23 protein-coding genes, 1 tRNA gene and 1 pseudogene are annotated in these 25,861 nt (G+C 39.4%); 22 read left to right on the forward strand and 3 right to left on the reverse strand.

Annotation, left to right across the window (positions count from 1 at the left end; genetic code table 11):
• The first annotated feature begins 56 nt into the window (after positions 1–56).
• From FN924_RS00350 to FN924_RS00420, 15 genes and pseudogenes are all read left to right on the forward strand, one after another.
• Complete coding sequence (locus FN924_RS00350) at positions 57–1,010, forward strand: ribose-phosphate diphosphokinase (RefSeq protein ID WP_143891578.1); 954 nt, start codon at positions 57–59, stop codon at positions 1,008–1,010.
• A 79-nt stretch (positions 1,011–1,089) separates the two neighbouring features.
• Positions 1,090–1,725 (forward strand): 50S ribosomal protein L25/general stress protein Ctc, encoded by a 636-nt coding sequence (locus FN924_RS00355; RefSeq protein WP_143891579.1) that lies wholly within the window; start codon positions 1,090–1,092, stop codon positions 1,723–1,725.
• Between the two features lie 107 nt (positions 1,726–1,832).
• Positions 1,833–2,390 (forward strand): aminoacyl-tRNA hydrolase, encoded by a 558-nt coding sequence (gene pth, locus FN924_RS00360; RefSeq protein ID WP_143891580.1) that lies wholly within the window; start codon positions 1,833–1,835, stop codon positions 2,388–2,390.
• Positions 2,391–2,507: 117 nt separating this feature from the next.
• Positions 2,508–2,738, forward strand: a complete 231-nt coding sequence (locus FN924_RS00365) for an anti-sigma-F factor Fin (RefSeq protein ID WP_143891581.1) — start codon at positions 2,508–2,510, stop codon at positions 2,736–2,738.
• Between the two features lie 162 nt (positions 2,739–2,900).
• Positions 2,901–6,447 (forward strand): annotated as a pseudogene (gene mfd / locus FN924_RS00370) (transcription-repair coupling factor).
• Positions 6,448–6,589: 142 nt separating this feature from the next.
• Positions 6,590–7,126, forward strand: a complete 537-nt coding sequence (gene spoVT, locus FN924_RS00375; protein WP_143897062.1) for a stage V sporulation protein T — start codon at positions 6,590–6,592, stop codon at positions 7,124–7,126.
• A 169-nt stretch (positions 7,127–7,295) separates the two neighbouring features.
• On the forward strand, positions 7,296–8,138 hold the full coding sequence (glcT, locus tag FN924_RS00380) for a glucose PTS transporter transcription antiterminator GlcT (RefSeq protein ID WP_143891582.1): 843 nt from the start codon (positions 7,296–7,298) through the stop codon (positions 8,136–8,138).
• Positions 8,139–8,311: 173 nt separating this feature from the next.
• Complete coding sequence (ptsG, locus tag FN924_RS00385) at positions 8,312–10,339, forward strand: glucose-specific PTS transporter subunit IIBC (protein ID WP_143891583.1); 2,028 nt, start codon at positions 8,312–8,314, stop codon at positions 10,337–10,339.
• A gap of 130 nt (positions 10,340–10,469) precedes the next feature.
• On the forward strand, positions 10,470–12,059 hold the full coding sequence (locus FN924_RS00390; protein ID WP_143891584.1) for a putative polysaccharide biosynthesis protein: 1,590 nt from the start codon (positions 10,470–10,472) through the stop codon (positions 12,057–12,059).
• A complete protein-coding gene (gene yabN, locus FN924_RS00395; RefSeq protein ID WP_143891585.1) occupies positions 12,056–13,516 on the forward strand; it encodes a bifunctional methyltransferase/pyrophosphohydrolase YabN in 1,461 nt (486 codons plus the stop codon). The genes FN924_RS00390 and yabN overlap by 4 nt, the downstream gene beginning before the upstream one ends.
• Positions 13,516–13,779: an RNA-binding S4 domain-containing protein gene (locus FN924_RS00400; RefSeq protein WP_143891586.1), complete on the forward strand. Its 264-nt coding sequence runs from the start codon at positions 13,516–13,518 to the stop codon at positions 13,777–13,779. The genes yabN and FN924_RS00400 overlap by 1 nt, the downstream gene beginning before the upstream one ends.
• A gap of 58 nt (positions 13,780–13,837) precedes the next feature.
• On the forward strand, positions 13,838–14,140 hold the full coding sequence (yabP, locus tag FN924_RS00405) for a sporulation protein YabP (protein ID WP_143891587.1): 303 nt from the start codon (positions 13,838–13,840) through the stop codon (positions 14,138–14,140).
• Positions 14,137–14,727: a spore cortex biosynthesis protein YabQ gene (gene yabQ / locus FN924_RS00410; protein ID WP_143891588.1), complete on the forward strand. Its 591-nt coding sequence runs from the start codon at positions 14,137–14,139 to the stop codon at positions 14,725–14,727. Before yabP ends, yabQ begins: the two co-directional genes overlap by 4 nt.
• Positions 14,728–14,748: 21 nt before the next feature.
• On the forward strand, positions 14,749–15,132 hold the full coding sequence (locus tag FN924_RS00415; RefSeq protein ID WP_228409521.1) for an FtsB family cell division protein: 384 nt from the start codon (positions 14,749–14,751) through the stop codon (positions 15,130–15,132).
• A 74-nt stretch (positions 15,133–15,206) separates the two neighbouring features.
• The gene (locus FN924_RS00420) at positions 15,207–15,602 is read left to right on the forward strand and encodes a S1 domain-containing RNA-binding protein (protein WP_143891589.1); all 396 of its coding nucleotides are present in this window, start codon (positions 15,207–15,209) and stop codon (positions 15,600–15,602) included.
• A gap of 169 nt (positions 15,603–15,771) precedes the next feature.
• On the opposite strand, the gene FN924_RS00425 is transcribed toward FN924_RS00420, so the two are convergent.
• A tRNA-Met gene (locus FN924_RS00425) sits at positions 15,772–15,845 on the reverse strand.
• Between the two features lie 118 nt (positions 15,846–15,963).
• Here FN924_RS00425 and FN924_RS00430 point away from each other — a divergent pair.
• Positions 15,964–16,539 carry a histidine phosphatase family protein gene (locus FN924_RS00430; protein WP_143891590.1) on the forward strand — a complete coding sequence of 192 codons (576 nt, stop codon included), beginning with the start codon at positions 15,964–15,966 and terminating at the stop codon, positions 16,537–16,539.
• Between the two features lie 13 nt (positions 16,540–16,552).
• Complete coding sequence (locus tag FN924_RS00435) at positions 16,553–17,164, forward strand: NUDIX hydrolase (RefSeq protein ID WP_158633894.1); 612 nt, start codon at positions 16,553–16,555, stop codon at positions 17,162–17,164.
• A 37-nt stretch (positions 17,165–17,201) separates the two neighbouring features.
• Here the strand turns inward: FN924_RS00435 and FN924_RS00440 are convergent, their stop codons facing one another.
• Both FN924_RS00440 and FN924_RS00445 read right to left on the reverse strand, forming a co-directional pair.
• A complete protein-coding gene (locus FN924_RS00440) occupies positions 17,202–18,707 on the reverse strand; it encodes a DHA2 family efflux MFS transporter permease subunit (protein WP_143891592.1) in 1,506 nt (501 codons plus the stop codon).
• The gene (locus FN924_RS00445) at positions 18,700–19,149 is read right to left on the reverse strand and encodes a MarR family winged helix-turn-helix transcriptional regulator (RefSeq protein ID WP_143891593.1); all 450 of its coding nucleotides are present in this window, start codon (positions 19,147–19,149) and stop codon (positions 18,700–18,702) included. The genes FN924_RS00440 and FN924_RS00445 overlap by 8 nt, the downstream gene beginning before the upstream one ends.
• Before the next feature lie 283 nt (positions 19,150–19,432).
• Between FN924_RS00445 and spoIIE the strand changes: the two genes are divergently transcribed.
• The 5 genes from spoIIE to hpt all read left to right on the forward strand — a co-directional run bounded on the left by spoIIE (position 19,433) and on the right by hpt (position 25,767).
• On the forward strand, positions 19,433–21,886 hold the full coding sequence (spoIIE, locus tag FN924_RS00450) for a stage II sporulation protein E (RefSeq protein ID WP_143891594.1): 2,454 nt from the start codon (positions 19,433–19,435) through the stop codon (positions 21,884–21,886).
• A gap of 103 nt (positions 21,887–21,989) precedes the next feature.
• Positions 21,990–22,748 (forward strand): VWA domain-containing protein, encoded by a 759-nt coding sequence (locus tag FN924_RS00455; protein WP_267129015.1) that lies wholly within the window; start codon positions 21,990–21,992, stop codon positions 22,746–22,748.
• Positions 22,717–23,718: a protein kinase domain-containing protein gene (locus tag FN924_RS00460; protein ID WP_143891596.1), complete on the forward strand. Its 1,002-nt coding sequence runs from the start codon at positions 22,717–22,719 to the stop codon at positions 23,716–23,718. Before FN924_RS00455 ends, FN924_RS00460 begins: the two co-directional genes overlap by 32 nt.
• Before the next feature lie 84 nt (positions 23,719–23,802).
• The gene (gene tilS / locus FN924_RS00465; RefSeq protein WP_143891597.1) at positions 23,803–25,206 is read left to right on the forward strand and encodes a tRNA lysidine(34) synthetase TilS; all 1,404 of its coding nucleotides are present in this window, start codon (positions 23,803–23,805) and stop codon (positions 25,204–25,206) included.
• Positions 25,207–25,221: 15 nt separating this feature from the next.
• Positions 25,222–25,767: a hypoxanthine phosphoribosyltransferase gene (gene hpt, locus FN924_RS00470; RefSeq protein ID WP_143891598.1), complete on the forward strand. Its 546-nt coding sequence runs from the start codon at positions 25,222–25,224 to the stop codon at positions 25,765–25,767.
• The last annotated feature ends 94 nt before the right edge of the window (positions 25,768–25,861 follow it).

Below are 25,861 nucleotides of genomic sequence, written 5' to 3' on the forward strand. Positions count from 1 at the left end.
GTAGGGGTGAAGGAGCCATGGGGATAAAAATAAACATACAATTGGAGGATTAGAGCATGTCATCGGGTTATAAAGATTCGTCGCTTAAGGTTTTTTCATTAAATTCAAATCAGGAACTAGCAAAAGAAATTGCTAATCACATAGGGATTGAACTAGGAAAATGTTCGGTTACGACATTTAGTGATGGAGAAGTACAAATTAACATTGAAGAAAGTGTACGTGGTTGTGATGTGTATGTTGTTCAATCTACATCTGAACCCGTGAACCAACACATGATGGAGCTTCTTATCATGATTGATGCTCTAAAACGAGCATCTGCTAGCTCTATCAATATCGTGATGCCGTATTACGGCTATGCGCGTCAAGATCGTAAAGCGCGTGCAAGAGAACCGATTACAGCTAAACTAGTAGCGGATTTATTGCAAACAGCAGGTGCTTCAAGAGTGATTACACTAGATTTACACGCACCACAAATCCAAGGGTTCTTTGATATCCCTGTGGATCAACTAGTAGGGGTACCTATATTAGCAGATTATTTCCTGAAAAAAGAGTTAGATGATATTGTCGTGGTATCACCAGACCATGGTGGCGTCACGCGTGCGCGACATATGGCGGATCGATTAAAAGCTCCAATTGCAATTATTGATAAAAGACGTCCGAAGCCAAATGTGGCAGAGGTCATGAATATTGTAGGGAATATCGAAGGAAAAACAGCTATCCTAATCGATGATATTATTGATACAGCTGGGACGATTACTCTTGCCGCAAATGCTTTAATAGAAAATGGTGCAACAGAAGTGTATGCATGCTGTACACATCCAGTGCTATCTGGACCTGCCATTGAACGTATTGATAATTCCAAGATTAAAGAGCTCATTGTGACTAATAGTATTGCTTTAAAAGAAGAAAAGAAAATGGACAAGCTTAGTCAGCTTTCTGTTGCTCCATTGATTAGTGAAGCAATTGTACGTGTCCACGAGCTGCAATCTGTAAGTATTCTTTTTGATTAATCATGCTACATGTGTTTATTTCTACCAATTTCCGGGGAATATAACGTAATAGAAGTTATTTTCATGGAGGGTGATTATATTGACAGTCACATTAAAGGTAGACAATAGAGAAGATTTAACACAATCTAACACTAGAAAAATTAGACATAACGGAATGATTCCTGCGGTTGTTTACGGGAATGATAGAGAACCTACTACGATTTCAGTTAACAGTTTAGAATTATTAAAAACCGTGAGAGATGAAGGTAGAAACGCAATTATCTCATTAGACGTGAATGGGGAATCAGTAGATGTTATGCTACATGATTACCAAGTAGAACCTATAAAAGGAGAATTATTACACGCAGATTTTTTTGTGGTAAATATGTCTCAAGAAATGGACGTTGAGGTAGCGGTGCATTTAACTGGTGAATCGGTCGGGGTGAAAGATGGTGGAGTGCTGCAACAACCACTCTATCATCTAGCTGTACGAGCTAAACCTGCAAATATCCCAGAAGAAATTAGTATTGATGTGACCGATTTAGCAGTTGGAGACAGTATTACAATCGGTGATCTAAAATCGGGACGAGATTATGAGATTTTAGAAGATGATAATACGACGGTTGTTACAGTTTTACCGCCAGATGGTGGAGCAGAGCAAGATGAAGTAGAGGCACCAGAGGAAATCGCTGATGCGGATTCGGAAGCAAGTAATGAAGATGAAAACAAAGAATAAACGTAATTCAGAGCGCGATCCAAGAGATCGTGCTCTTTTCTGCTTTATTTTTGGAGCTTTATTACGTTACAATAAGAGCAACAAAATCGGAAGAAAGACGTGAATTTATGAAGTGTATAGTAGGGCTCGGTAATCCGGGAAGACGCTTTGAAGATACCCGGCATAATATAGGATTTATGGTCGTAGATGAACTGATGAAACGACACCAGCTGTCACTAGATAAGAAAAAGTTTAACGGTCAATTTACAACACATGTAGTAGAAGGGGAAAAGGTTATTTTTCTTCAACCTTTGACATATATGAATCTCTCTGGAGAGTCCGTCCGTCCTTTAGCGGATTTTTATAATCTAAATCCAGAAGATATCGTCGTCATTTATGATGATTTAGACTTGCCGAATGGCAAGATTCGTTTAAGACAAAAAGGTGGTCACGGAGGACATAATGGGATTCGTTCTATGATTGATCATTTAGGAACAAAGGAGTTTAAACGAATCCGTGTCGGAATCGGAAGACCAACAACACCACAGCCCGTCCCTAATTTTGTGACAGAACCATTCACGAAAGAGGAGTGGGTACTTGCTAGGGAAGGAATTTATAAAGCGGCTGATGCTTGTGACGCATGGTTCTCCAAGCCTTTTGAGCAGGTTATGAATGAATTTAACTAAAACCGCATACATTTTAAAACCTGAGCAGGTTTCTTAATGGTAAAAGGAATGCGTATAGATTTTGAACTCTTCGGACAAACTGATAGAAACATTTAGTGTGTTCGAGGAGGAATTAATTTGCCGTTAATTTATAAGTGTAATCATTGTGGAAATCAGGTCGGTGAGCTGCATCAAAAAGTGGTGGATACGAAATCTTTAGGTTGGCATGAGCTTTCGGAACAAGAAAAACGGGAGATGATCCAATATCAAGACAATGGGGATATCCATATCCAAACGATTTGTGAGAACTGCCAAGAATCATTAGAACACAATCCTCATTATCATGAATTGGACTACTTCATCCAATAGAAAATGGAACATTAGCTTTGGATGAAATCCAAAGCATTTTGCACTTTCAAAACATAGGAAAATGATTCACACTGTCGTATGTTTATGAGTACAAGTGAAGACAGATGGAGAACTGTTCCACCCAACATGTAAGAGGTTGAACGTCAGGGGGAAACTTACGAAATGCAAGGCATAAAAGACTATTTAAAGTCAAAAGAAGATATAGATTCCATTGTAGCGGGGGTCTCCAGCGGGTTATCTGAACAGCTTGTATCAGGCTTATCGGGTTCTGCGAGAGGGATGCTCGCTTCTTTGATTAGTGAATCGTTGAACAAACCAATATTGTTAGTAACACATCAGTTAATGCAGGCACAACAGCTTTATGAGGATTTAAGTGAAATTTCTTCTGGAGTGAATGTGTTTCTGTATCCAGTTAATGAATTGATGGCGTCTGAGATTGCTATTGCAAGTCCAGAACTTAGGAGTCAACGAATTGATGCGCTGACGCAATGGCTAAACGAAGATGCAGGCATATTGATTGCACCTGTTGCGGCATTAAAGAGGATTTTACCTCCTGCTTCTTATTGGAAGAAACACCAGATTACGTTTGAAGTTGGAACGGATATTGATTTACAAAAATCTATTGAAACGTTGGTGGAGATGGGTTACGAACGAGTGGAAATGGTATCAACCCCAGGTGAATTTAGTATCCGAGGGGGTATCATAGACATTTTTTCTTTAACACAGGAGAATCCGATTCGAATAGAGCTGTTTGATACAGAAGTAGATTCTATTCGTTATTTTGATTCAGAGACCCAACGTTCTCTTGATAAGTTATCCAAAGCACCGATTGTTCCAGCAACAGAGCTTTTATTAACAGATCATGATATTGCTTCTGGTGCAGATAAATTAGAAGAAGCATTAGCGCATTCGTTAAAGAAATTAACGAAAAAGGAAGAGAAGGAAAAGCTCTCTACCCTCATTAGCCATGATATTGACCGCATGCGGGAACAAGAACGCTTTCAGGAAATGTATAAGTATGTTCATTTTCTCTATGAGCATCCTGCTAGTTTATTAGATTATTTGCCAAAAGACGGTTTATTAATATTGGATGAAATGAGTCGTATTCAAGAAACTGCAAATCGCCTTGATCAAGAAGAAGCAGAATGGATGAACGGACTGTTAGCTAGCCAGCAAATGGTCCGAGATAATCAGATTTCTTTTGATTGGGTAGATGTTTGGGCGAAAATGGAACAGCCAAGGTTGTATTTATCTGTATTCTTACGGCATATTCCAAACACGAACCCGCAAAATATTGTGAATCTATCTTGTCGTTCCATGCAGCAGTTCCATGGACAAATGAACTTATTACAAAACGAGATAAGTCGGTGGGAAAAAGGGAATTTTTCTGTTCTTATTTTCGCACCGAATGAAAAACGAGCTGAAAAAATCCAGTCCGTATTGGCGGATTATAATATGGAAGCCGACATTGCATCAGATAACATTACACTTCCAATAACGAAGCCAACAATCATACAGGCGCAAATTAGCAGTGGTTTTGAACTCCCTTTACATCGACTCGCCATTTTAACGGAAAGTGAGTTATTTAAACAAAAAACAGTTCGACCTAAGCGAAAACAAAAAATTTCAAATGCGGAACGAATCAAAAGCTATCAAGAGCTAAAGGTAGGAGATTATGTTGTTCACGCAAACCACGGAATAGGAAAATATTTAGGCATTGAAACACTGGAAGTAAATGGCCTTCATAAAGATTTTATGCTGATTAAATATTCTGGAGATGACAAGCTATTTGTTCCAATCGATCAAATTGACTTGGTTCAGAAGTATGTAGGTTCAGAAGGAAAAGAGCCGAAGCTTTATAAGCTTGGTGGATCTGAGTGGAAAAAGGTAAAAAGTAAAGTCCAGTCTACGGTAGAGGATATCGCAGATGATTTGATTAAATTGTATGCAGAGCGGGAAGCAACACAAGGGTATGCTTTTGCTGAGGATACACTCATGCAGCGTGAATTTGAAGATGCCTTTCCATATCAAGAAACGGAAGATCAGCTTCGGTGTATCGAGGAAATTAAAAAGGATATGGAACGCTCGCGGCCGATGGACAGATTACTTTGTGGAGATGTAGGATATGGGAAAACAGAGGTTGCAATTCGAGCTGCGTTTAAAGCAATTGCAGATGGGAAGCAAGTGGCGATTCTCGTACCTACCAACCATCTTAGCGCAACAGCACTACGAAACGATTATGGAAAGATTTCAAGATTATCCGATTAATGTCGGATTGTTAAGTCGTTTCCGGACTAGAAAACAACAGAAGCAAACGTTAGAGGATTTAAAAAAAGGTTTAGTAGATGTCGTGGTAGGTACACACCGTTTATTATCAAAAGATGTGGAATATAAAAATATCGGCTTACTTATCGTGGATGAGGAGCAGCGATTTGGTGTAAAGCATAAGGAAAAAATCAAACAATTAAAGACGAATATAGATGTATTAACCTTAACGGCAACCCCAATTCCGAGAACGTTGCACATGTCTATGTTAGGAGTAAGAGATTTATCTGTGATAGAAACACCACCTGAGAATCGTTTTCCAATCCAAACCTATGTATTGGAATACAATCCAGTGTTCTTACGTGAGGCGATTGAACGGGAAATGGCTCGAGGTGGTCAAGTCTTCTTTTTATATAATCGAGTAGATAATATTGAACGTATGGCGGAAGAAATCTCTGCTTTAGTAGAGGATGCACGGGTTACGTTTGCACACGGTCAAATGAACGAGTCCGAGCTAGAAAATGTCATGTTTTCCTTCTTAGAAGGAGAATTTGATGTATTAGTCAGTACGACCATCATTGAAACGGGTGTTGATATCCCAAACGTGAATACGTTAATTGTTTATGATGCGGATCGAATGGGACTCAGCCAGCTTTACCAGTTAAGAGGAAGAGTAGGACGCTCAAATCGTGTTGCCTATGCCTATTTCACGTATCAACCTGATAAAGTACTGACCGAAATAGCAGAAAAACGATTAGAAGCTATTAAAGAGTTTACAGAGCTAGGATCGGGCTTTAAAATTGCCATGCGCGACTTGTCCATTCGTGGTGCAGGAAATCTTCTTGGTGCCCAGCAGCACGGCTTTATTGATTCGGTTGGCTTCGACATGTACTCGCAAATGCTAACCGATGCCATTGAAGCTCGTAAAAAAGGGAAGACAAAAACAGATTTTAAGCCCTTTACTGTGGAGCTTGATTTAGATTTAGACGCGTATATTCCAGATACGTACATTCGTGATGAAAAGCAAAAGATTGATATGTATAAACGATTTCAAGCAGCCGATTCTCAAGAAGATATTCATGATATTAGAGATGAGATGATTGACCGTTTCGGGGACTATCCAGATGAAATCGAGAATCTATTTCATGTAACCTCTCTAAAAGTACAAGCGAAGAAACAACGAGTTGAATCCATAAGCGAAAAGAAACGAAAACTCGAATTAATTGTAGAAGAAGAAGCAAGTCAGTTGATCGATGGGGCTAAGCTTTTTGAGTATGCAAACAAGTACGGAAGAATGATACAGCTTGGTACAGAAAACCGAAAGCTAAAGGTTGTTTTTCAATGGGATAAGCAGACGTATGTCCAACGGTATGAAAAAACGGAAGAATTTCTTGCCGCCTTACAAAACATGAAGCGGGAGGAAGTGCTCTCCAATCAAAAATAGATGAAAAATGTAGCAAAAATGTATAGTTCTCACGAGGTAACCTATACTAGAAACACAACTGGTTATTTCTTCTTCTCTTATGATTACGTGGAAGGATTGCCAGACAGAAAAGATCATCAAAGAAAGTGAGGCTACACAGATTATGAAAGCAACAGGAATAGTACGTCGAATTGATGATTTGGGTAGAGTAGTTATCCCGAAAGAAATAAGAAGAACCCTACGCATTCGCGAAGGAGATCCTTTAGAAATTTTTGTAGACAGAGAAGGAGAGGTTATTTTAAAGAAATACTCTCCAATTAGTGAATTAGGTGACTTTGCGAAGGAATATGCGGATGCATTATTTGATTCGCTCGGCTCACCAGTTCTTATATGTGACCGCGATGAATTCATTGCTGTATCTGGTGAATCTAAGAAAGAATACTTAGGAAAAAGCATCGGGAAACTGATGGAAAAAGCGATGGATGATCGTTCCCTTATCTCTGAATCTGAAGAGTCCATGCTGGAAATCGTGGATGGCAATGAGGAAAAGGTTGGATCATATGTAGTAAGCCCAATCGTGGCGAACGGAGATCCCATTGGATGTGTCATGATTTTATCAAAAGATGATAAAAAGCTAAGTGCTGTCGAGCATAAAGCAGTGGAAACCGCAGCAAGTTTTCTGGCAAGACAAATGGAATAGGGATAGACGAGGAGGGCTAAGCCTTTGGAAGTGGGAACTTCTTGAGGTTTAGCCTTTTTCTATTTCCATATCGTCAGCTACTCTATTCTCTTATTTCTTTTCAACCGAAAAGAAGTGCGATATACTTGTGGGCATGAAAGCGGATTTGTAAGAAAAAGGGTGCGGTGAAATGGTAGAACAGGTACGTATCGAAAAAGTGTTGAATAATAATGTGTTAATAGGTGTGCATCCGACCTATCAAGAAGTCGTCTTGATTGGAAAGGGGATTGGCTTTAACCGAAAGCAAGGGGAAACAGTTCCATTTGATAAAGCGGATAAAACGTTTCTTCTTAAGGGAGAAAATGAAAAGGAACAATACATGAATCTTCTTCCTCATCTAGACCAAGCTATTATAGATTTTATGAATGACGTATTAATATACATTGAAGACCGAATGGGTCAGGAACTAAACGAACACATTCACATTGCTCTCACGGACCATATCGCTTTTGCTATTAATCGTGCAAAGAAAGACATTTATTTTTCGAACCCTTTTTTATTTGAAATTGAGTCCTTATACGCTAAGGAGTATCAAGTCGCTCGCGAAGTAGTGGACATGGTTCAAAAGCAAATGGGGGTCTCTTTACCTGAAGGGGAAATCGGATTTATTGCGCTTCATATTCATAGTGCTGTGACGGACAAAGCTTTACGAGATATTAACAAACATAATAAGTTGATTTCTCGATTTGTGGAGATTATTGAGGACGAGTTAGACCTAAGTCTGGACAGAGGTACGGTAGACTATAATCGGTTAATTCAGCATTTACATCGGGCTATTGATAGGGTCCATCACGGAGAATCCTTAGGAAAAGAAAACCGTTTAGCAGAACTATTGAAAAATGAATACCCAGTATGCTATAATCTTGCTTGGAAATTGATAAAAGTGATGCAGAAACAATTAAATAAGCCAGTGGATGAATCAGAGGTCTTGTACTTAACGATTCATTTACAACGGTTATCCAATAAATCTTAACATACGTGTTACTGATTCGATCAGGCATGAGTATTCAAGAGTTTTATGGGTAAAGTAAGGAATGGAATGTATCCGTTTCCTTATTTTGCTGACTCTTTTATACTCATGCTTTTTTTTGTTCTTATTCCATACATTCTGTTTCTGTTATCACTACAAAAAAAGGAGGAAAAAACATGAATAATGCATTTGGTACCTTGCAAAAAGTTGGTAAGGCCCTTATGTTGCCGGTAGCATTGCTACCTGCTGCAGGTATTTTACTTGCGTTTGGAACGAGCTTTGCTCAAGAGGAATGGATTGCTAAGTTTCCATGGTTTGGCAACCCAGTAGTGCTACAAATTCTTGAAATAATGGAAGCGGCTGGTGGAGTCGTATTTGATAACTTGCCGTTGTTGTTTGCTGTAGGGGTAGCCATCGGGTTAGCTGGTGGAGATGGAGTAGCTGGTCTTGCTGCAATTATTGGATATTTGATTATGAATAAAACGATGGGAGTATTCGGTGGTGTAACTGCCGAAATGACAGACAACCCTGCATATGCTGCTGTACTAGGGATACCAACCCTTCAAACAGGTGTCTTTGGTGGTATTATTGTCGGGGTGCTCGCCTCATTCATGTATCGAAGATTTTTTAACATTGAGTTACCACAGTTTTTAGGATTCTTTGCGGGAAAACGATTTGTACCAATCATAACAGCGTTTACTTCCGTATTTTTAGGGATTCTTATGTATTGGGTGTGGCCATTTGCTCAAGATGGACTAAACGCGTTATCTCATTTCATGCTAGAAACGAATCGTACGTTGTCTACGTTTGTATTCGGGGTCATTGAACGTGCGTTAATTCCATTTGGATTGCACCACATTTTCTACTCGCCGTTCTGGTTTGAGTTCGGTCAATATACGAACGCAGCAGGAGATATTGTACGAGGAGACCAAACCATTTTCTTTGCGCAATTAAAAGATGGGGTGGAATTTACAGCTGGTAACTTTATGACTGGTAAATTCCCGTTCATGATGTTTGGTCTTCCAGCTGCAGCATTAGCGATTTATCATACTGCAAAACCGGAAAGAAAGAAAGTCGTAGCTGGTATCATGGGTTCTGCAGCGTTAACTTCTTTCTTAACAGGTATTACAGAGCCAATTGAGTTTTCATTCTTATTCGTGGCCCCATTACTGTTTGCAATTCACACTGTTTTTGCGGGCTTATCCTTTATGACGATGTATCTTTTAGACGTTAAGATTGGAATGACTTTCTCTGGTGGCTTAATTGACTTTATTTTATTTGGTATTATGCCGAATCGTACGGACTGGTGGTGGGTCATCATCATTGGTCTTGTATTCTCTGTTATTTACTACTTTGGATTCCGTTGGGCAATCCTTAAATTTAATCTTGCAACGCCAGGACGTGAAGATGAAATGGAAGAGGATGATGATTCAGATGAAGTAGGAGACCTTCCATACGAAGTCCTTTCCGCAATGGGTGGTCAAGAAAATATTACGAACTTAGATGCATGTATTACACGTTTACGTGTAAGTGTAGATGACATTAAGAATGTAGATAAGAACCGTCTGAAAAAATTGGGTGCTTCTGGTGTTATGGAAGTTGGAAATAACATTCAAGCAATCTTCGGACCTAAATCCGATACGTTACGTGGTCAAATTCAAGATATTATCGATGGTAAGACACCTCGAAAACAGGAAGATGTCTCAGAAATTCTAGATAAAGCAAACGATGCGGTTACGCCAATCACAGCAGACTTAGAATTTGTAAGTCCACTTTCTGGTGAAATTATGAGTATTACGGAAGTCCCAGATCAAGTATTCTCTGAGAAAATGATGGGCGATGGTTTTGCGATTAAACCTACAGAAGGAAACATTGTTTCTCCTGTTAACGGAAAAGTTGTAAACATTTTCCCTACCAAGCACGCTATTGGCTTGCTAGCAGAAAATGGTACAGAAATCTTAATTCATATTGGAATTGATACCGTAAACCTAAAAGGAGAAGGCTTCACTGCTAAGGTAGAAGAAGGTGCAGAAGTGAAGCAAGGTCAAGTACTGATGGAAGTAGACCTCGCTTACATTGAAGAAAACGCAACTTCTACCATTACTCCTATTGTATTTACGAACCTTTCACAAGGTCAGTCCGTAGAAGTAAAAGCTCAAGGAAGTGTTCAAAGCTCGGATAAAGACATTATTTCGATTAGGTAACATCATGTAGGAAACCCTCCACTCTAAAGTGGAGGGTTTCTTATGTAAGGGGACAGTCCTCTTTTTTAAACAGAGTACAGTCCTATGATATAATAAAGGCATTCTAAAGAGAGAAAAGGAAAAAGTATGTATGGGACAACCAACGAAGCAACTGTTTCGAGGAGCTTTATTACTCACTGTTGCAGGCATTGTTAGTAAATGTATAAGTGCAGGCTACCGGATTCCACTTCAGAATATAACAGGGGATCTGGGTTTTTATATGTATCAGCAGGTCTATCCTATACTTGGAATTGCACTTACGCTCTCCTTATATGGGTTTCCAGCTGCCATCTCACAGCTAGTTGCAAACCTTCAGGAGGAAGAAAAGTCTCTGTCCGTAAATGGTTTTTACCTTCCCTTGACAGCACTTCTTTTTTTCATAAATGGACTGCTGTTTTTATTTTTATACTTAGGAGCAGAGCATATCGCAGCTTGGATGGGAGATGTGCATCTCTCTCCGGCTTTTCGGCTTTCTGCGTTTACCTTCTTACTGATTCCATTTACTTCTTTATTCCGTGGGATTTCGCAAGGCATGAATGACATGAGACCAACCGCTATATCCCAAGTTTTAGAACAAATAACGCGAGTGACGGTTATTCTCTTTTTTTCCATAGTGGTCGTCCAATCGAATGGGGACCTATATGGAGTTGCCAAGGGAGCAGGGGTTGGTGCAATTGTTGCTGCGGGAATCTCCGCCACATGGCTAGGTTGGACATGGATGAAATCCATTCCTACTCTAACCTGGCAAAAAGTCTCTTTTTCATGGCGAAAGTACAGTAAAGTCATATTTGGTTACGGATTTTTCATTTGTCTAAACTATATGATGTTATTGCTTTTGCAATTATCTGATGCGTTAAATGTTGTGAATGGGTTACTAGATTTTGGCTATTCATTACTGGAAGCTAAGGAGTGGAAAGGTGTGTTGGACAGGGGGTACCCACTTGTTCAACTAGGAACAGTCTTAGGGTCGTCTTTGGCACTTGCTCTCATCCCATCGGTAACACAGAAGCGTTACCAGCGTGCTCCAGCATCATTCCGACTCCATATGGAAAGTGCGCTTCGATTCAGTATATACATATCGGCTGCTTGTTCTGTTGGCTTGATGACCATTATGCCTCTGGCGAACCAAGTGCTCTATGAAACGAACGAAGGTGTACATAGTCTTCAACTGTTGTCCTTTACTATATTTTTTGCATCTACAGCATTGACTGCTTCTTCTATCCTACAAGGGTTGGGTTACGTTTATCGAACAGCTATCTTTGTCTTATTTGCATTTCTCGTAAAATTTGGCGGGAACGAGCTTTTGATACCTGAATTCGGAATCATGGGGGCGGCACTAGCTACGATTATTTCTGTGTTGATTTTATGTGCGATAAATGTTTTCGTATTAAAACAGAAGGTGAAAGGCATTCGACCATTTCCTATCCCGCTATTCCGTTTTATGATTTCGTTACTCGTTATGACAGGGTTCGTTATTTCTATGAATCAGTTATATGCTTACAGTTCATTTCTTAATAGTCGTATTGAAACAGCATTGTTTGTTGGGATTATTTGTGTCTTAGCTGGGTGTTTGTATGTGATTTTACTCATTCGTTTACGTGCATTTAAAGAAGAAGATCTTCGCGAACTGCCTTTTGCAGATTTATTGATTGAAATTCAAAGATGGAGGTTTCGTCCATGAAAAAAATTGAAATAATCGGACTTGGAGCAGGGGATATTGATCAGCTTCCTTTGGGAATTTACAAAAAACTAACCACTTCTCCATCTCCAATTTATGTTCGGACTGAGGATCATCCTGTAATTTCTACATTGAAACAGGAGGGTGTAACATTTAAGGGGTATGATGCTATTTATGAAGCGCATGCAGACTTCGGTGATGTGTATGAAGCCATTGTTGAGGACCTTGTTCAACAAGCTAAAGAGGAATCCATTATTTACGCAGTCCCTGGCCACCCGATGCTAGCAGAAAAAACCGTTCAGTTGTTAGAGCAACAGTCGAATGTGGAAATAACCATTGTGGGTGGACAAAGCTATTTAGATGATTTGTTTACCGCGTTACGTATCGATCCTATTGAGGGATTTCAATTTGTCGATGGAACGTCATTTCGGAGAGAGGAATTAAACTACTTACAACATCTAGTCTTTTGCCAAGTGTATGATTCCTTCGTTGCTTCCGAAGTAAAGCTCACTCTCTTAGAAGACTTAGATCCAGACTATCTGGTCACGGTTGTCGACGCTGTAGGAAGCAAGGAGGAAAAGGTGATTCAAGTCCCATTAGTTGAGTTAGATCAGTCGGTTTCTTTAAGTAACCTAACTAGTATTTATGTTCCTCCTGCAAAACGTGAGCAATTATCTCACCAATTTTTCCGATTAAGAGAAGTGATTGCTCAATTACGGGGCCCGAATGGTTGTCCATGGGATAAGGAGCAAACTCATGAATCGTTAAGGAAATATTTGCTAGAAGAGGCATATGAATTCATAGAAGCGGTGGATGGACTGGACGATGATGGCATGATTGAGGAATTGGGAGATATTCTGTTACAAGTGATGCTTCACAGCCAGATTGGAGAGGATGAAGGATTTTTTACAATTGATGATGTCATCCAATCGATTACAGATAAGATGATAAGAAGACACCCACATGTATTTGGAGATGTCGTTGCCACTTCCGCGGAAACAGTGGTGAAAAACTGGGATGAAATAAAAAAGGTAGAAAAATCTGAGCGCACATCGTTTATGGATGCGATTCCGAATCAAATGTCTGGACTATTAGAGGCCGAACAAATTCAAAAGCAAGCCGCAAAGGTTGGTTTCGATTGGCAGGATTCAGAACCTATGTGGGAGAAAATAAAAGAAGAAATGGAAGAAGTGCAACAAGCCATAGCGGCTCAAAATCCGAATGAAATAGAGAAAGAATTCGGTGATTTGTTATTTGCTATCGTCAACCTAACAAGATATTATAAAGTAAATCCAGAGATTTCCATAAAACAAACAAATCGAAAATTTAAGACGAGATTTAGATTTATGGAAAGAGAAGCAGAGAAGAACAATCAGAAGCTTCAAGCATTAAGTTTAAATCAGTTAGATGCATACTGGGAGAAAGCAAAACAAGTAGAACGAAAAGAGGAGAATTCGTAATGAGACTAGATAAGTTTTTAAAGAATTCTAGGTTAATAAAAAGAAGAACGTTGGCGAAAGAGGTAGCTGATCAAGGACGAATTACGATAAATGGCAACCCTGCAAAAGCAGCCTCGAATGTCAGTGTCGGCGACGAGCTAACAATTCAGTTCGGTCAGAAGCTTGTCACGGTCCAAGTAGAGTCATTAAAAGATATTGTGCGCAAAGAAGAGGCAGCGTCATTATATTCGATTAAAAAGGAGGAACCTGTTTCCCAAGATTAGTTCTAAACTTGTCCCTCTGTACATACATTTATATGGATAAAAGGAGGGGCTGTAGATTATGAACTATTATGAAAATAATCAATCTGTAAGGGCACAAGTAGAACATCACGTCAGAATGAGCAATAGAAGAACCCTAGAAATATCCGGTGTAAAAGAAGTGGATAGCTTCGATAATGAGGAATTCTTGTTACAGACGGTCATGGGGTTTTTGATTGTTCGTGGCGAGAACCTTCAAATGAAAAACCTAGATTTAGAAGAAGGGAACGTGTCTATTAAAGGGAAAATTTATGAGCTTTCTTACTTAGAGGAACATCAACATGGGGAGAAAGCTAAAGGACTCTTTAGCAAGCTTTTTAAATGACGTTAACCGTTCAATTCCTAACGATTATTTCCATGATCGCCGGAGGAATTTATTTAGGAATGGCGATTGAAACGTTTAGACGCTTTGAGGATGCTTGGAAAAAAAGAACCATTTTTTCTTATGTCATTGAAATCAGCTTTTGGTTGTTACAATCCCTAATCTTGTTTTATCTCTTATTTCGTGTCAATCAAGGTGAGCTGAGATTTTATATACTTTTAGCATTATTGTGTGGTTACTCAGCTTACAATGCCTTGTTCAAAAGCCTTTATCAACGGATGCTAGAAAAGATTATAGACTCCTTTATTTCGGTTTATCGTTTTTCCTATCGAATGGTTCTAACGATTTTTATTCGACCAATAATTCGTATCCTTCAACTACTCCTCACCATTGTAATGGCTCTATGGGGAGGATTGATGTGGGTGATGATTTTCTTATATAACCTCATATGTTATCCGATTCGACTAATGGGCAAGCTTATATGGCGACTCATACCGAAAAATGCGAAAAATAAAATCACCCATTTAGCAGGATTTTATAGTAAAATAAAGAATAAAATAACCAAACGGAAACATTCTGATAAGAAGTGATAATAAGGAGGTAGCCTGTCGGTGACAAGAAAAGAACAAAAATCCGTAGCACGAATTAATTCTACTTATATGAAGCAGTACGATGCTCATGTAAAAAGACAACACAAAAAAAGAAAACGACTCTATCGCCGGCTAGTGCTATTTGCAATACTAGCTATGATCGTATTCGGCTCCCTTATTTCGTATCATGTAAATCAGCAGATTGTATATGCAGAAAAGAAAGAGCAGTACGAGGAAATGAAAGAAGAAATGACTTCCCTTAAAAAAGAAGAGAAGGATCTGAAACAGGAAGTCCAACTACTACAAGATGAAGAATATGTGAAAGAAATTGCTAGAACCAATTACTTTTTCTCTAAAAAAGGCGAAATAATTTTTAAACTTCCTGAGGAAGACCCGTCTTATTGACACGCTTTTTGTAGCTTATATATAATATATAAGGTGAGATATTTTTTAAACTTTTAAGGAGGAGCATTTTTTTTATGTCAATCGAAGTAGGCAGCAAGTTACAAGGTAAGGTAACCGGAATCACTAATTTTGGAGCATTCGTCGAGTTACCGGGTGGAACAACAGGGCTGGTTCATATTAGTGAGGTTGCTGATAACTACGTAAAGGACATTAATGAACATTTATCCGTTGGTGATGAAGTAACAGTAAAAGTCATTAATGTAGAAGATGATGGGAAGATTGGCCTATCGATTAAAAAGGCCAAAGATAATCCAGACCGTCGTAAACCTAATCCAAGAAATAATCGGGAACGTACGGAGACCTTCGAGGCGAAAATGAATCGTTTTCTGAAAGACTCTGAGGACCGTTTAGCTTCCTTGAAGAAGCATACGGAATCAAAACGCGGAGGTCGTGGAGCTAGAAAAGGTTAACCTTGCTGTCTATGATGAGGGCGATATATAAATGCCTTATCTATAAACGAACGGGTCAAAAACCGTATATATGAGAGTTGAAAAGCTGATACACTTATGTATCAGCTTTTTTTACTATTTGCTTACAACAAAAAAGGACAAGCATCATAGCCTGTCCTTTTATAATAGATAGCGGCGGAGGGAATCGAACCCACGACCTCACGGGTATGAACCGTACGCTCTAGCCAGCTGAGCTACACCGCCGTGTCAAAGTCACAAAGAATATAATACAACAGCTTAGTAATCGTGTCAACCATCTTTTGAACTCGACTACCTTTTTAATAAAAAACAGGATAAACTATAGGTAGACGAGAAAAGGGGGATACCAATGATAACGTTAATCAGGCATGGGGAAACAGATTGGAATGTAGCCGGTAAATTGCAAGGTAAAACAGACATACCGTTAAATGCGCGAGGGATAGCCCAAGCAGAAGCTTGTAAGGCATATTTTAAGCGAGAGAATTGGGATATCATTGTTAGCAGTCCTCTGCAAAGAGCAAAACGAACAGCAGAAATTATTAATGAGGCCTTGAATCTTCCCTTTGTGGAAATGGAAGACTTTAAAGAGCGTTCCTTCGGGAAAGCAGAAGGGTTACTAGCAGAAGAACGTAATCGTTTATATCCAGATCGTAATTTTCCGGAAGCGGAAAGCTATGAAGCATTTCAGAACAGAGTAATGACCGGTTTAGAGATGTTAAACAAAACCTACCCATACAAACGAGTATTGCTTGTTGCACATGGTGCAGTAATCGGTTGTATTCTTTCCACCCTTTCGAATGGGGAAATGAATTCAAAAAATACGAGATTACAAAATGCTGGGTGGAGCAAAATTCAGTATATAGATGAAGCATGGCAGGTTCATGATGTAAATCAGGTGAGCCACCTTGCGCATCTGTGAGGGAAGTGTACGAGTGGATGAGAAATTGGACGTATGGACAGAAGATGGACAGTTTATCAAAGTGGAGGATCGCGAAACCGTTCACTTAGAAGGATTATGGCATCAGACCTTTCATTGTTGGATCATTAAGGGTGAATCGGACACACGTACGGTACTTTTTCAACTCCGCCATCCAGCTAAAGATATTTCCCCAAACAAGTTGGATATTAGTGCTGCCGGTCATCTAGCAGCCGGGGAGACTCCTGAGGATGGAGTTCGAGAATTGGAAGAGGAGCTTGGAATTCAACTTATGTTTAATGAGTTGATTCCTGTTGGATTAATCAAAGAAACCATTGTGGAAGCGCCATATTTGGACCGCGAGCGTTGCCATGTTTTCGTAGGAAGATACAATCAACCTATATTGGATTATGCGGTACAAGAATCAGAGGTTACTGGTTTATTCGAGATACGTGCACAAGACATGGTTGAACTATTTGAAGGAAAAAGGGAATCCGTGAGTGGGGAAGGATTCGTTATTCAGGATGCGAAGAAGAATCCGGTAAAGCGAGCGTTTAGCAAAAATGATTTTGTCGCACATGAGGATTCCTATTATCGAGAGGTTTTTCAAAAAATAATGGAATTGTAAAAAAGGGACTACCTAATAAGTAGTCCCTTTTCGTCTATTAACTCGGATTTGGTGATTCTGATTTTGGATAGCTTTTAGCTCGTTTTGCTTCCTCTTCATCTGCTGATTTCACTCTTTTTAAATAGAAGGATAGAACGAATCCTAAAATCGCAAATCCAGTAGCAACCATAAAAGAATCATTTATCCCTTCAATGGTTGCGTGTTGCATGGCGAACGCTACCTGTTGATCATTTGGTACCCCATTCGGTAAGAATTCACTCATGTGATCTTCACGCCGGTTACTCATAACAGTAACTAAGAAAGCTGTACCGATTGCTCCTGAAACTTGGCGTAACGTATTTGCCATCGCAGTACCGTGTGGATAATAACGCATTGGTAATTGGTTCAATCCTGCTGTCATTATCGGCATCATAATCATAGAAATCCCAACCATTCGAGCACTGTAGACAAACATCATGTACCCATATGTTGTGGAGTCTGTAAGATTGGTTAAGCCGAACGTCGTAAGAGCTGTGATAAACAGACCAGTCAAAGCAAGAGGTCTTGCTCCAATTTTATCAAATAGTTTACCAGTAATGGGGGACATAACCGCTGAAATTAGGGCACCTGGCAACAATAGTAATCCAGACTCTAGCGGTGTGAATCCACGAATAAGCTGCAAATACAAAGGGATTAAGATCATAGCAGCAAACATAGCCATCGTTACGACCACATTAATAATCGTTGATAAGGTAAACATGCTGTATTTAAAAACGCGAAACTCGAGCATCGGTCTTTCCATGCGTAGTTGTCTTGCTACGAAGAACACCATCGCAACGGCACCAATGACAAGCGTTGCAATCACCTGTTCATCTCCCCAGCCTTCATTTCCTGCTCTACTGAACGCGTAAAGGAGTCCGCCGAATGCAAAAGTAGATAGAATAATCGACAAAATATCGATTTTTGGATTGGATAGCTTGGTAACATTTCGTAATAGGAAAAAAGCTAAGATAACATCAATAATGGCAATAGGTAAAATGATATAGAATAACAAACGCCAAGAATAATGTTCCACAATCCAACCAGATAGTGTTGGTCCAACTGCAGGTGCAAACATCATGGCTAACCCGATTAGTCCCATAGCTGCCCCACGATTTTCAATTGGAAACAAGCTTAGAACTACGTTGGTTAGAAGCGGCATCATAATTCCAGCCCCGGCAGCTTGTACCACCCGCCCCATTAGAATTAAAGAAAAGGTTGGTGAAAGGGCACATATTAAGGTTCCGAGTGCAAAAAGGCTCATCGCCGTTAAAAATAATTGTCTCGTACTATATTTCTCCATTAAGAAAGCAGTAATGGGAATAGCGATACCGTTCACAAGCATAAAAATGGTCGTTAACCATTGTGCGGTATTTTCGGTTATATCTAAATCGACCATCATTACGGGTAAAGCAATGTTCATTAACGTTTGGTTCAAGATGGCAACAAATGCTCCTAGAACCATAACAAAAATAATAGGCCTCTTATTTACTTTAGAGGCTTCTATATAAGTACTTCTACTCATTTTTTTCATCTCCGTCTGTCTTAATATTTTGAATGATTTTTTCGTGAAGAGAAAGGAGGGTCTGCACCTCTTTATCGTCTAAAGCATCGAGACCAGATAAACGTTTCATATATTCCTTATGAGCTTCCGCCTTTTCGGTTTCCCCTCTATCGGTCAAGCGCATAACAAGTGCACGTCGATCTTTAGGAGATCGTTTTCGTTCAATATACCCCGCTTTAACTAGTCGCTCCACAGTTTCACTCACTGTGCTTTTGCTCGATTCAATCTTATTTGCGAGCTCGACTAACCCCATTTCAGGGTTCTCATGAAGTATTTTTAATATTTGTAATTGCAGTGTCGTTACTCCTAAATCATTTGCATTTCGTTTGATATGAATTAAAAAGTTACGGTTGACTGCACGAAACGATTGGATAATGCGAGTTATTTTTTCGTTTTTATCCATATGAGGATCTCCTTCCAAATAAAAAAATAGTTCCTGCACGAACTATTCACCGCAAGAACTATTATAGTCGTCTAAAAAGAGAAATCAAGACCTAAAATTCATGTAAGCGAAACCAATTAAAAAAAGTTTTTTGGTAATACGACAAGTCATGTTTTAAATAATGTTGAAACAGGCTTGGACACCTAGAAAGAAGTCGAACATTTTGTCACGGCATATCTGTTGTTTTGACAAAAAATGAAGAGAGGGTGTGCTTTAATAGACGGAAGAGAAGGAGTGGTGTGTAATGATGGATTCAGTAACAAGTAGCGGATCCAAATCCATATTGGTCGATAAAAAGAGGATAGAATCTTTTAGAAGAAAGCTTTCAGATAAGACGAAACTATTTTTCTTAGAAAAGGGATGGCTCTTGTTCCTAGTTGGTTTTTTGCTTGGAAGAGCGATTGTATTATCATCGGTATCTCCCTTTGCCCTTTCCTTTTTAGCATCCGTTTGGTTTATGCGAAAGGACAAGTCCTTTAAGGTGATGCTGGCAACGGTAATAGGAGCTCTAACCTTGAATTGGGAGCATGGAGTATTTGTCGTTCTTGCTTCGGTCGTTTTTATCTTCTTTGCGTCCTTATGTAAGACGATGGATCATCAGCAAAGAATATTGCCGATTATCGTGTTTTTTGCTAGTGGGTTACCGCGTATCTTTACTCTTTCCTTTACGAGCGAATTATCTACCTATGAATGGACGCTAGCAGCAGTGGAAGGAGTTTTGAGTGCGGTCTTAGTTCTTATTTTTATGCAGAGTATTCCATTATTATCACCAAAACGTTATAAACCGTCGTTAAAAAATGAAGAAATTGTTTGTATGATCATTTTACTAGCCTCTGTCTTAACGGGAACGATTGGATGGGAGATTCAAGGTGCTTCTATGGAACAAATCCTTTCTCGTTATTTGGTGCTATGGTTATCGTATGTAGGTGGGGCAGCAATTGGGTCAACAGTTGGTGTCGTTGCTGGTTTAATTTTAAGCTTAGCCAATGTAGCCAGTCTATACCAGATGAGCTTGTTAGCTTTCTCTGGTTTATTAGGAGGCCTATTAAAGGACGGTAAAAAAATCGGAGTAAGTCTTGGGTTGTTTGTAGGAACATTGTTAGTCGGTATCTACGGAAATGGTGTCGACACCATTTTATCCTCTTTATTAGAGACGTTATGTGCGGTGTTATTGTTCTTCTGTACACCAGAGAGCTGGATAAAGATGATATCGAGATACATACCAGGTACAGTGGAGCATTCCAAAGAACAAGAGCAATACCTGCAGAAGGTTCGCGATGTAACTGCAAGCAGAGTCGAACAGTTCTCTCATGTCTTCCAAGCACTATCGAAAAGCTTTAATCATGAACAGAAGATTGCCGTAGAAGAAGAGCAAACGAAGGATATGGATTACTTCCTAAGTAATGTTACAGAGAAAACATGTCAATCTTGTTTCAAAAAAGAAGTGTGTTGGGCGCAGAAGTTTGATAAAACATACGATTTAATGGCTGACATGAAAAGTGAGTTAGAAACGGGGAATCAACCGAATAAAGTATTGCAAAATAACTTTGATAATCATTGTGTGAAGTCGAAACGCGTCGTAGATACAATGAAACATGAACTATCCTTTTATAACGCGAATAAGAAGCTTAAAAAACAAGTAACAGAAAGTCGCCAATTTGTCGCGGATCAACTATTAGGTGTATCGGAGGTAATGGGAGATTTTGCAAAAGAAATTGTAAAAGAGCGCGAAAATCATGAACAACAAGAAGTGGAAATTGTAGCAGGCTTAAATCATATGGGAATAGAGCTAGAGAAATTAGATATCTATAGCCTTGAAAAAGGAAATATTGATATAGAAATGAATCTGTCTTTTTATAATTATCATGGAGAGGGGCCAAAGCTTATCGCCCCGATGCTTTCAGATATTTTAAAAGAAGACGTTGTGGTCAAAGAAGAAGAGGTATCTCCATTCCCGAACGGCTATTGTTATTTATCTTTTGGATCTGCCAGAAAATATGTCATTGAAACAGGAGCGGCTCATGCAGCAAAAGGTGGTGGGCTTGTGTCTGGTGATAGCTTTACGACGATAGAACTAGGTGCTGGCAAATATGCCATGGCCATTAGTGATGGAATGGGAAATGGAGATAGAGCCCATGAAGAAAGTGTCGAAACACTAAGGCTTCTCCAGCAAATCTTGCAATCAGGCATACAGGAGCAAGTAGCGATTAAGTCTATTAATTCTATTTTATCGCTCCGAACAAGTGATGAGATTTTTTCTACACTTGATTTGGCGGTAATGGACTTGCATAATGCAGCAGTTCGATTTTTAAAGATAGGATCTACCCCTAGTTTCATAAAACGAGGGAAAACCATTCAAACGGTAGAATCAAGTAACTTACCAATCGGAATTATTCAAGACTTCGACGTCGAAGTGGTAAATGACCAGTTGAAAGCTGGTGATCTCTTAATCATGATGAGTGATGGCATATATGAGGCACCAAAGCATATCGAAAACGTAGATATTTGGTTAAAGAGAATTATTAAAGAGATTCAAACAGATGATCCGCAAGAAATTGCGGACATCATTTTAGAAGAAGTAATCCGGAACAGTTCCTCTGGAGAAATTGAGGATGACATGACCGTTCTAGTTGCCAGAATTGATAAGAACAATCCGAAATGGGCGCCAATCCCTACTTATACAGAAAAGGCGTTATAGGAGTTTATATTTTAATAGATGAATAGGTATATTTCTTCTCTTACGCGGCGACACTGTAGGTAAGGAAACTCTTTCTGTTGAAAATCTATTGAAGGAAAGGGCAATCAAAGAGGAGGAATTATCTATGAAAAAAGGTACACTGAAGCAAATTCTATTAATTACAGATGGATGTTCGAATAAAGGAGAAGATCCTTCTGCGGTAGCAGCGTTAGCATTTCAACAGGGCATTACCGTGAATGTTATCGGAATAATGGAGGATCAATCTGAGGATCCAACTGGACTACAGGAAGTAGAAGAGATTGCATTATCAGGTGGTGGTGTAAGTCAGATTGTGTACAAGCAGGCACTTTCTCAAACGGTCCAAACCGTAACCAAGCAAGCAATGACACAAACGTTACAAGGAGTAGTGAATCAGGAGCTAAAGCAAATTCTAGGTCCTGATCAAAGTTTAGAAGAACTACCTCCAGAACAACGCGGGGAAGTCATGGAGGTTGTGGAGGATTTAGGAGAGACGTGTGATTTAGAAGTATTGGTTCTTGTTGATACAAGTGCAAGCATGGGCAATAAAATACACACAGTTCAGGAAGCATTAATTGATTTATCTGTTAGTCTAAATGCTCGTATAGGAAGAAACCGATTCTCGATCTACGCATTCCCAGGAAAACGAAAAGATATTAACAAAGTTCTAGATTGGTCACCAAAACTCGAATCGATCTCTTCGGTATTTCCAAAGCTAACTAGCGGTGGTATTACACCGACAGGTCCAGCATTGAAGGAAGCGATGTATCAATTCGGTAAAAAAAGCTTAAAAAGGAGCTTCATGAGGGAAGATGAACCAGGCATCGAAGAAGCAGGGTATTAATCTTAGAGCAGGTAGTGTCATTATTGGAAAATGGCATCACCATCAATACATCATAAAAAAGAGGCTCGGTCACGGTGCGATCGGATCTGTCTTTCTTTGTGAATGGAATGGAAGAGATGCTGCTTTAAAAATCAGTGAGAAGAGCTCATCAATCACAATGGAGGTTAACGTACTTAAAACGTTTGAAAAGGTCCAAGGGAATCGCCTTGGACCTTCTTTGTTAGATGTTGATGATTGGGTAACTCCAAGTGGCAGACAACTATCATTCTACGTCATGGAATATTTAAAAGGGGAACAGCTCCACACTTATTTTCAGCATCATGGCGAAGAGTGGTTAGCCATTTTTGTTTTGCAGCTGTTAGAAGATTTAACCGAATTACACGAAGCGGGGTGGGTATTCGGAGATTTAAAGACAGAGAATTTGATTATTACATCTCCACCTCCTCGTTTACGTTGGATTGATGTCGGAGGAACGACTCAAATTGGTAGATCAATAAAAGAATACACGGAGTTTTATGACCGAGGCTATTGGGGATTGGGATCGAGGAAAGCTGAGCCATCCTATGACTTATTTGCATTAGCAATGGTAATCATCAGAGTCTTTTATCCGAAAGGTTTTGAACGTGGAAAGCATCCAGAGCGAACGCTGATGGCGCACATTCAACGCTCACCGGGACTAAAAAAATATGAACCCATACTTAAAAAGGCGTTATATGGGAAATATTCAACAAGTGAAGTGATGAAGAAAGATTTGTCGACATTGTTATTGAAGTATTCTGATCAAGCAAGAAAACGACAAAAGCAAACACAAGCGCGAGCACAGCAGCCTCAGCAAAAGGTTAGTCCAAACCCAACTCGTTCGACATACAAGGCAAATGCACCTAAACGAAAAAGCTATGTTTTAATTGAAAGCTTAGCTATTTCGTTTGTTGTTTTCCTGTTTTACGTGTTTTATTTATTTTTAACCTAAAAGTAGAGGCGGGATTAGCTTTGCGTAGTTTGAATAGGTAGTGATAGGATATTCATAGAGAAACGCAGAGCGGAGGAAAAGAGGATGAGAAGGGTTGTCGAGTCTTTTGTAAAAAAGCATCAGTTATTGCATAAAGGGGCAACGGTTTTAATTGGTGTATCAGGAGGACCAGATTCAATGGCTCTCCTACACCTGTTAAAAGCTTTGGAAGAAACGTGGCAGTTACGTCTCGTTGCTTTGTCTGTGGATCATGGGCTAAGAGGTGAGCAATCTAAACAAGATGTTGCTTATGTGCGTGAAGTCTGTCAAAAATGGCATATTGAATTTAATGAAACTTCTGTGGATGTCCATACGTATAAGGGAAAAGAAGGAAAAGGTACCCAACTGGCTGCTCGAGAATTAAGGTATGACTATTTTCAAAAACAAATGGAAGTATGGGATGCAGATTATTTAGCGCTCGGTCATCATGGTGATGATCAAGTGGAAACAGTTCTTATGCGACTGGCGCAGCGGGCAGACCCAGCAAGCTTGACTGGTATTCCAATGAAGAGACCATTTGCAGGTGGGTGGATTATTCGTCCTTTTTTATGTGTAGATAAAGAGGATATTGAAACCTATTGCCAGCGCAACCACATAGAACCTAGACGGGATCCTTCGAATGAAGAAGATGTTTACACACGCAATTATCTTCGAATTCATGTCCTACCTTTTTTGAAACGGATAAATCCAAGTGTTTCCGATACCATACATAAATTAACGGAACGGGTGGCACAGGACGATCAATATATGAACGGAGAGGCAAAAAAAGTCGTGAGTAAAACGGCTTTTTTTGAAAAAGAGCCTCTATGTTGTACGGTTTATATAGAAAAGATGAGGGAGTTTCCCATTGCTTTACAAAGGAGCGCCTATCATCTAATATTGAACTATCTATACCGTTCCGTGCCGAAAGATCTTAGTTACATACAAGAGGATCAATTGATCAAGCTAATGGATAATAAGCCAAATAAGACCATCCATCTTCCAAACGATTTAGTTGTGGAAAAGTCGTATGACAAAATGATTTTTTCCTTTCAGTCACAAGACAAGAAGGAGCAAAAGTCTTACTCTTTCCATTTCCAAATACCAGGAGAGGTTTTTTTACCAAATGGTTCTATGATGAAGGGGAAGATAGTTGGGAAAGCTATTCCAGAAGGAAATGACACGTTTGTTTGTCATCTGGATTCCATTACATTTCCACTTTATATTAGAACAAGGAAACCTGGGGATAGAATGCGGATAAAGGGCTTAAACGGGTCAAGAAAGCTAAAAGATATTTTTATTGATGAAAAGATTCCTTTAGCTGAAAGAGATATATGGCCAGTGGTAACGGATGCTAAAGGAACCGTTCTTTGGCTTCCTGGTCTTAGAAAGAGCTCTTTGGAGCGCGTAGACGATAGCCTTTCGACGGAATATCTTCAACTGGAATATGTAAGGAATAGCAGCATGTAGGAGGGTACCGTAAACATGAATCAAGATATTGAAAAGGTGTTAATTACCAAGGATAACATCCAACAAAAGTGCCAAGAGATTGGGGAAGGCTTGACGAAGGAGTATATGGATAAGTTTCCATTGGCCATCGGAGTTTTGAAAGGCGCGATGCCATTTATGTCGGACGTTCTTCGTTATGTAGATACGTATATCGAAATGGATTTCATGGATGTATCTAGTTATGGTGGCGAAATGAAGTCCTCTGGTGAAGTGAAGATTGTGAAGGATTTGGATACGAAGGTAGAAGGAAGAGATATTATTATCTTAGAGGACATTATTGACAGTGGTCTCACGTTAAGCTATCTCGTTGACCTATTCAAATACCGTAAAGCAAAATCCATTAAGATTGTTACATTGTTGGACAAGCCAGAGGGACGCACTGTTGATATTAAAGCAGATATAGTTGGTTTCCAAGTTCCAAACGAATTCGTAGTCGGTTATGGACTTGATTATCAAGAAAAATACCGAAATCTGCCATACATAGGTGTGTTAAAACCTCGAGTGTATAAAGGTGAGGAATAGGATTGCTTTATCCAGAATGAACAGTGGGTTAATAACATATCTTAGAAGGGTAATTAGTTGTATTGTTACTTTTTAGTATGATACTATTTACTAT

The sequence above is a fragment of the Radiobacillus deserti genome (genome assembly GCF_007301515.1).
GTDB classification, from domain to species: Bacteria; Bacillota; Bacilli; order Bacillales; family Amphibacillaceae; genus Radiobacillus; species Radiobacillus deserti.

Excerpts from the sequence above, each read along its gene's own strand:
- FN924_RS00350 (WP_143891578.1), top strand. The coding sequence starts at position 57 with ATGTCATCGGGTTATAAAGATTCGTCGCTTAAGGTTTTTTCATTAAAT.
- pth (WP_143891580.1), top strand. The coding sequence starts at position 1,833 with ATGAAGTGTATAGTAGGGCTCGGTAATCCGGGAAGACGCTTTGAAGAT.
- spoVT (WP_143897062.1), top strand. The coding sequence starts at position 6,590 with ATGAAAGCAACAGGAATAGTACGTCGAATTGATGATTTGGGTAGAGTA.
- glcT (WP_143891582.1), top strand. The coding sequence starts at position 7,296 with ATGGTAGAACAGGTACGTATCGAAAAAGTGTTGAATAATAATGTGTTA.
- ptsG (WP_143891583.1), top strand. The coding sequence starts at position 8,312 with ATGAATAATGCATTTGGTACCTTGCAAAAAGTTGGTAAGGCCCTTATG.
- FN924_RS00390 (WP_143891584.1), top strand. The coding sequence starts at position 10,470 with ATGGGACAACCAACGAAGCAACTGTTTCGAGGAGCTTTATTACTCACT.
- yabN (WP_143891585.1), top strand. The coding sequence starts at position 12,056 with ATGAAAAAAATTGAAATAATCGGACTTGGAGCAGGGGATATTGATCAG.
- FN924_RS00400 (WP_143891586.1), top strand. The coding sequence starts at position 13,516 with ATGAGACTAGATAAGTTTTTAAAGAATTCTAGGTTAATAAAAAGAAGA.
- yabP (WP_143891587.1), top strand. The coding sequence starts at position 13,838 with ATGAACTATTATGAAAATAATCAATCTGTAAGGGCACAAGTAGAACAT.
- yabQ (WP_143891588.1), top strand. The coding sequence starts at position 14,137 with ATGACGTTAACCGTTCAATTCCTAACGATTATTTCCATGATCGCCGGA.
- FN924_RS00420 (WP_143891589.1), top strand. The coding sequence starts at position 15,207 with ATGTCAATCGAAGTAGGCAGCAAGTTACAAGGTAAGGTAACCGGAATC.
- FN924_RS00440 (WP_143891592.1), bottom strand. The coding sequence starts at position 18,707 with ATGAGTAGAAGTACTTATATAGAAGCCTCTAAAGTAAATAAGAGGCCT.
- FN924_RS00445 (WP_143891593.1), bottom strand. The coding sequence starts at position 19,149 with ATGGATAAAAACGAAAAAATAACTCGCATTATCCAATCGTTTCGTGCA.
- spoIIE (WP_143891594.1), top strand. The coding sequence starts at position 19,433 with ATGATGGATTCAGTAACAAGTAGCGGATCCAAATCCATATTGGTCGAT.
- FN924_RS00460 (WP_143891596.1), top strand. The coding sequence starts at position 22,717 with ATGAACCAGGCATCGAAGAAGCAGGGTATTAATCTTAGAGCAGGTAGT.
- tilS (WP_143891597.1), top strand. The coding sequence starts at position 23,803 with ATGAGAAGGGTTGTCGAGTCTTTTGTAAAAAAGCATCAGTTATTGCAT.
- hpt (WP_143891598.1), top strand. The coding sequence starts at position 25,222 with ATGAATCAAGATATTGAAAAGGTGTTAATTACCAAGGATAACATCCAA.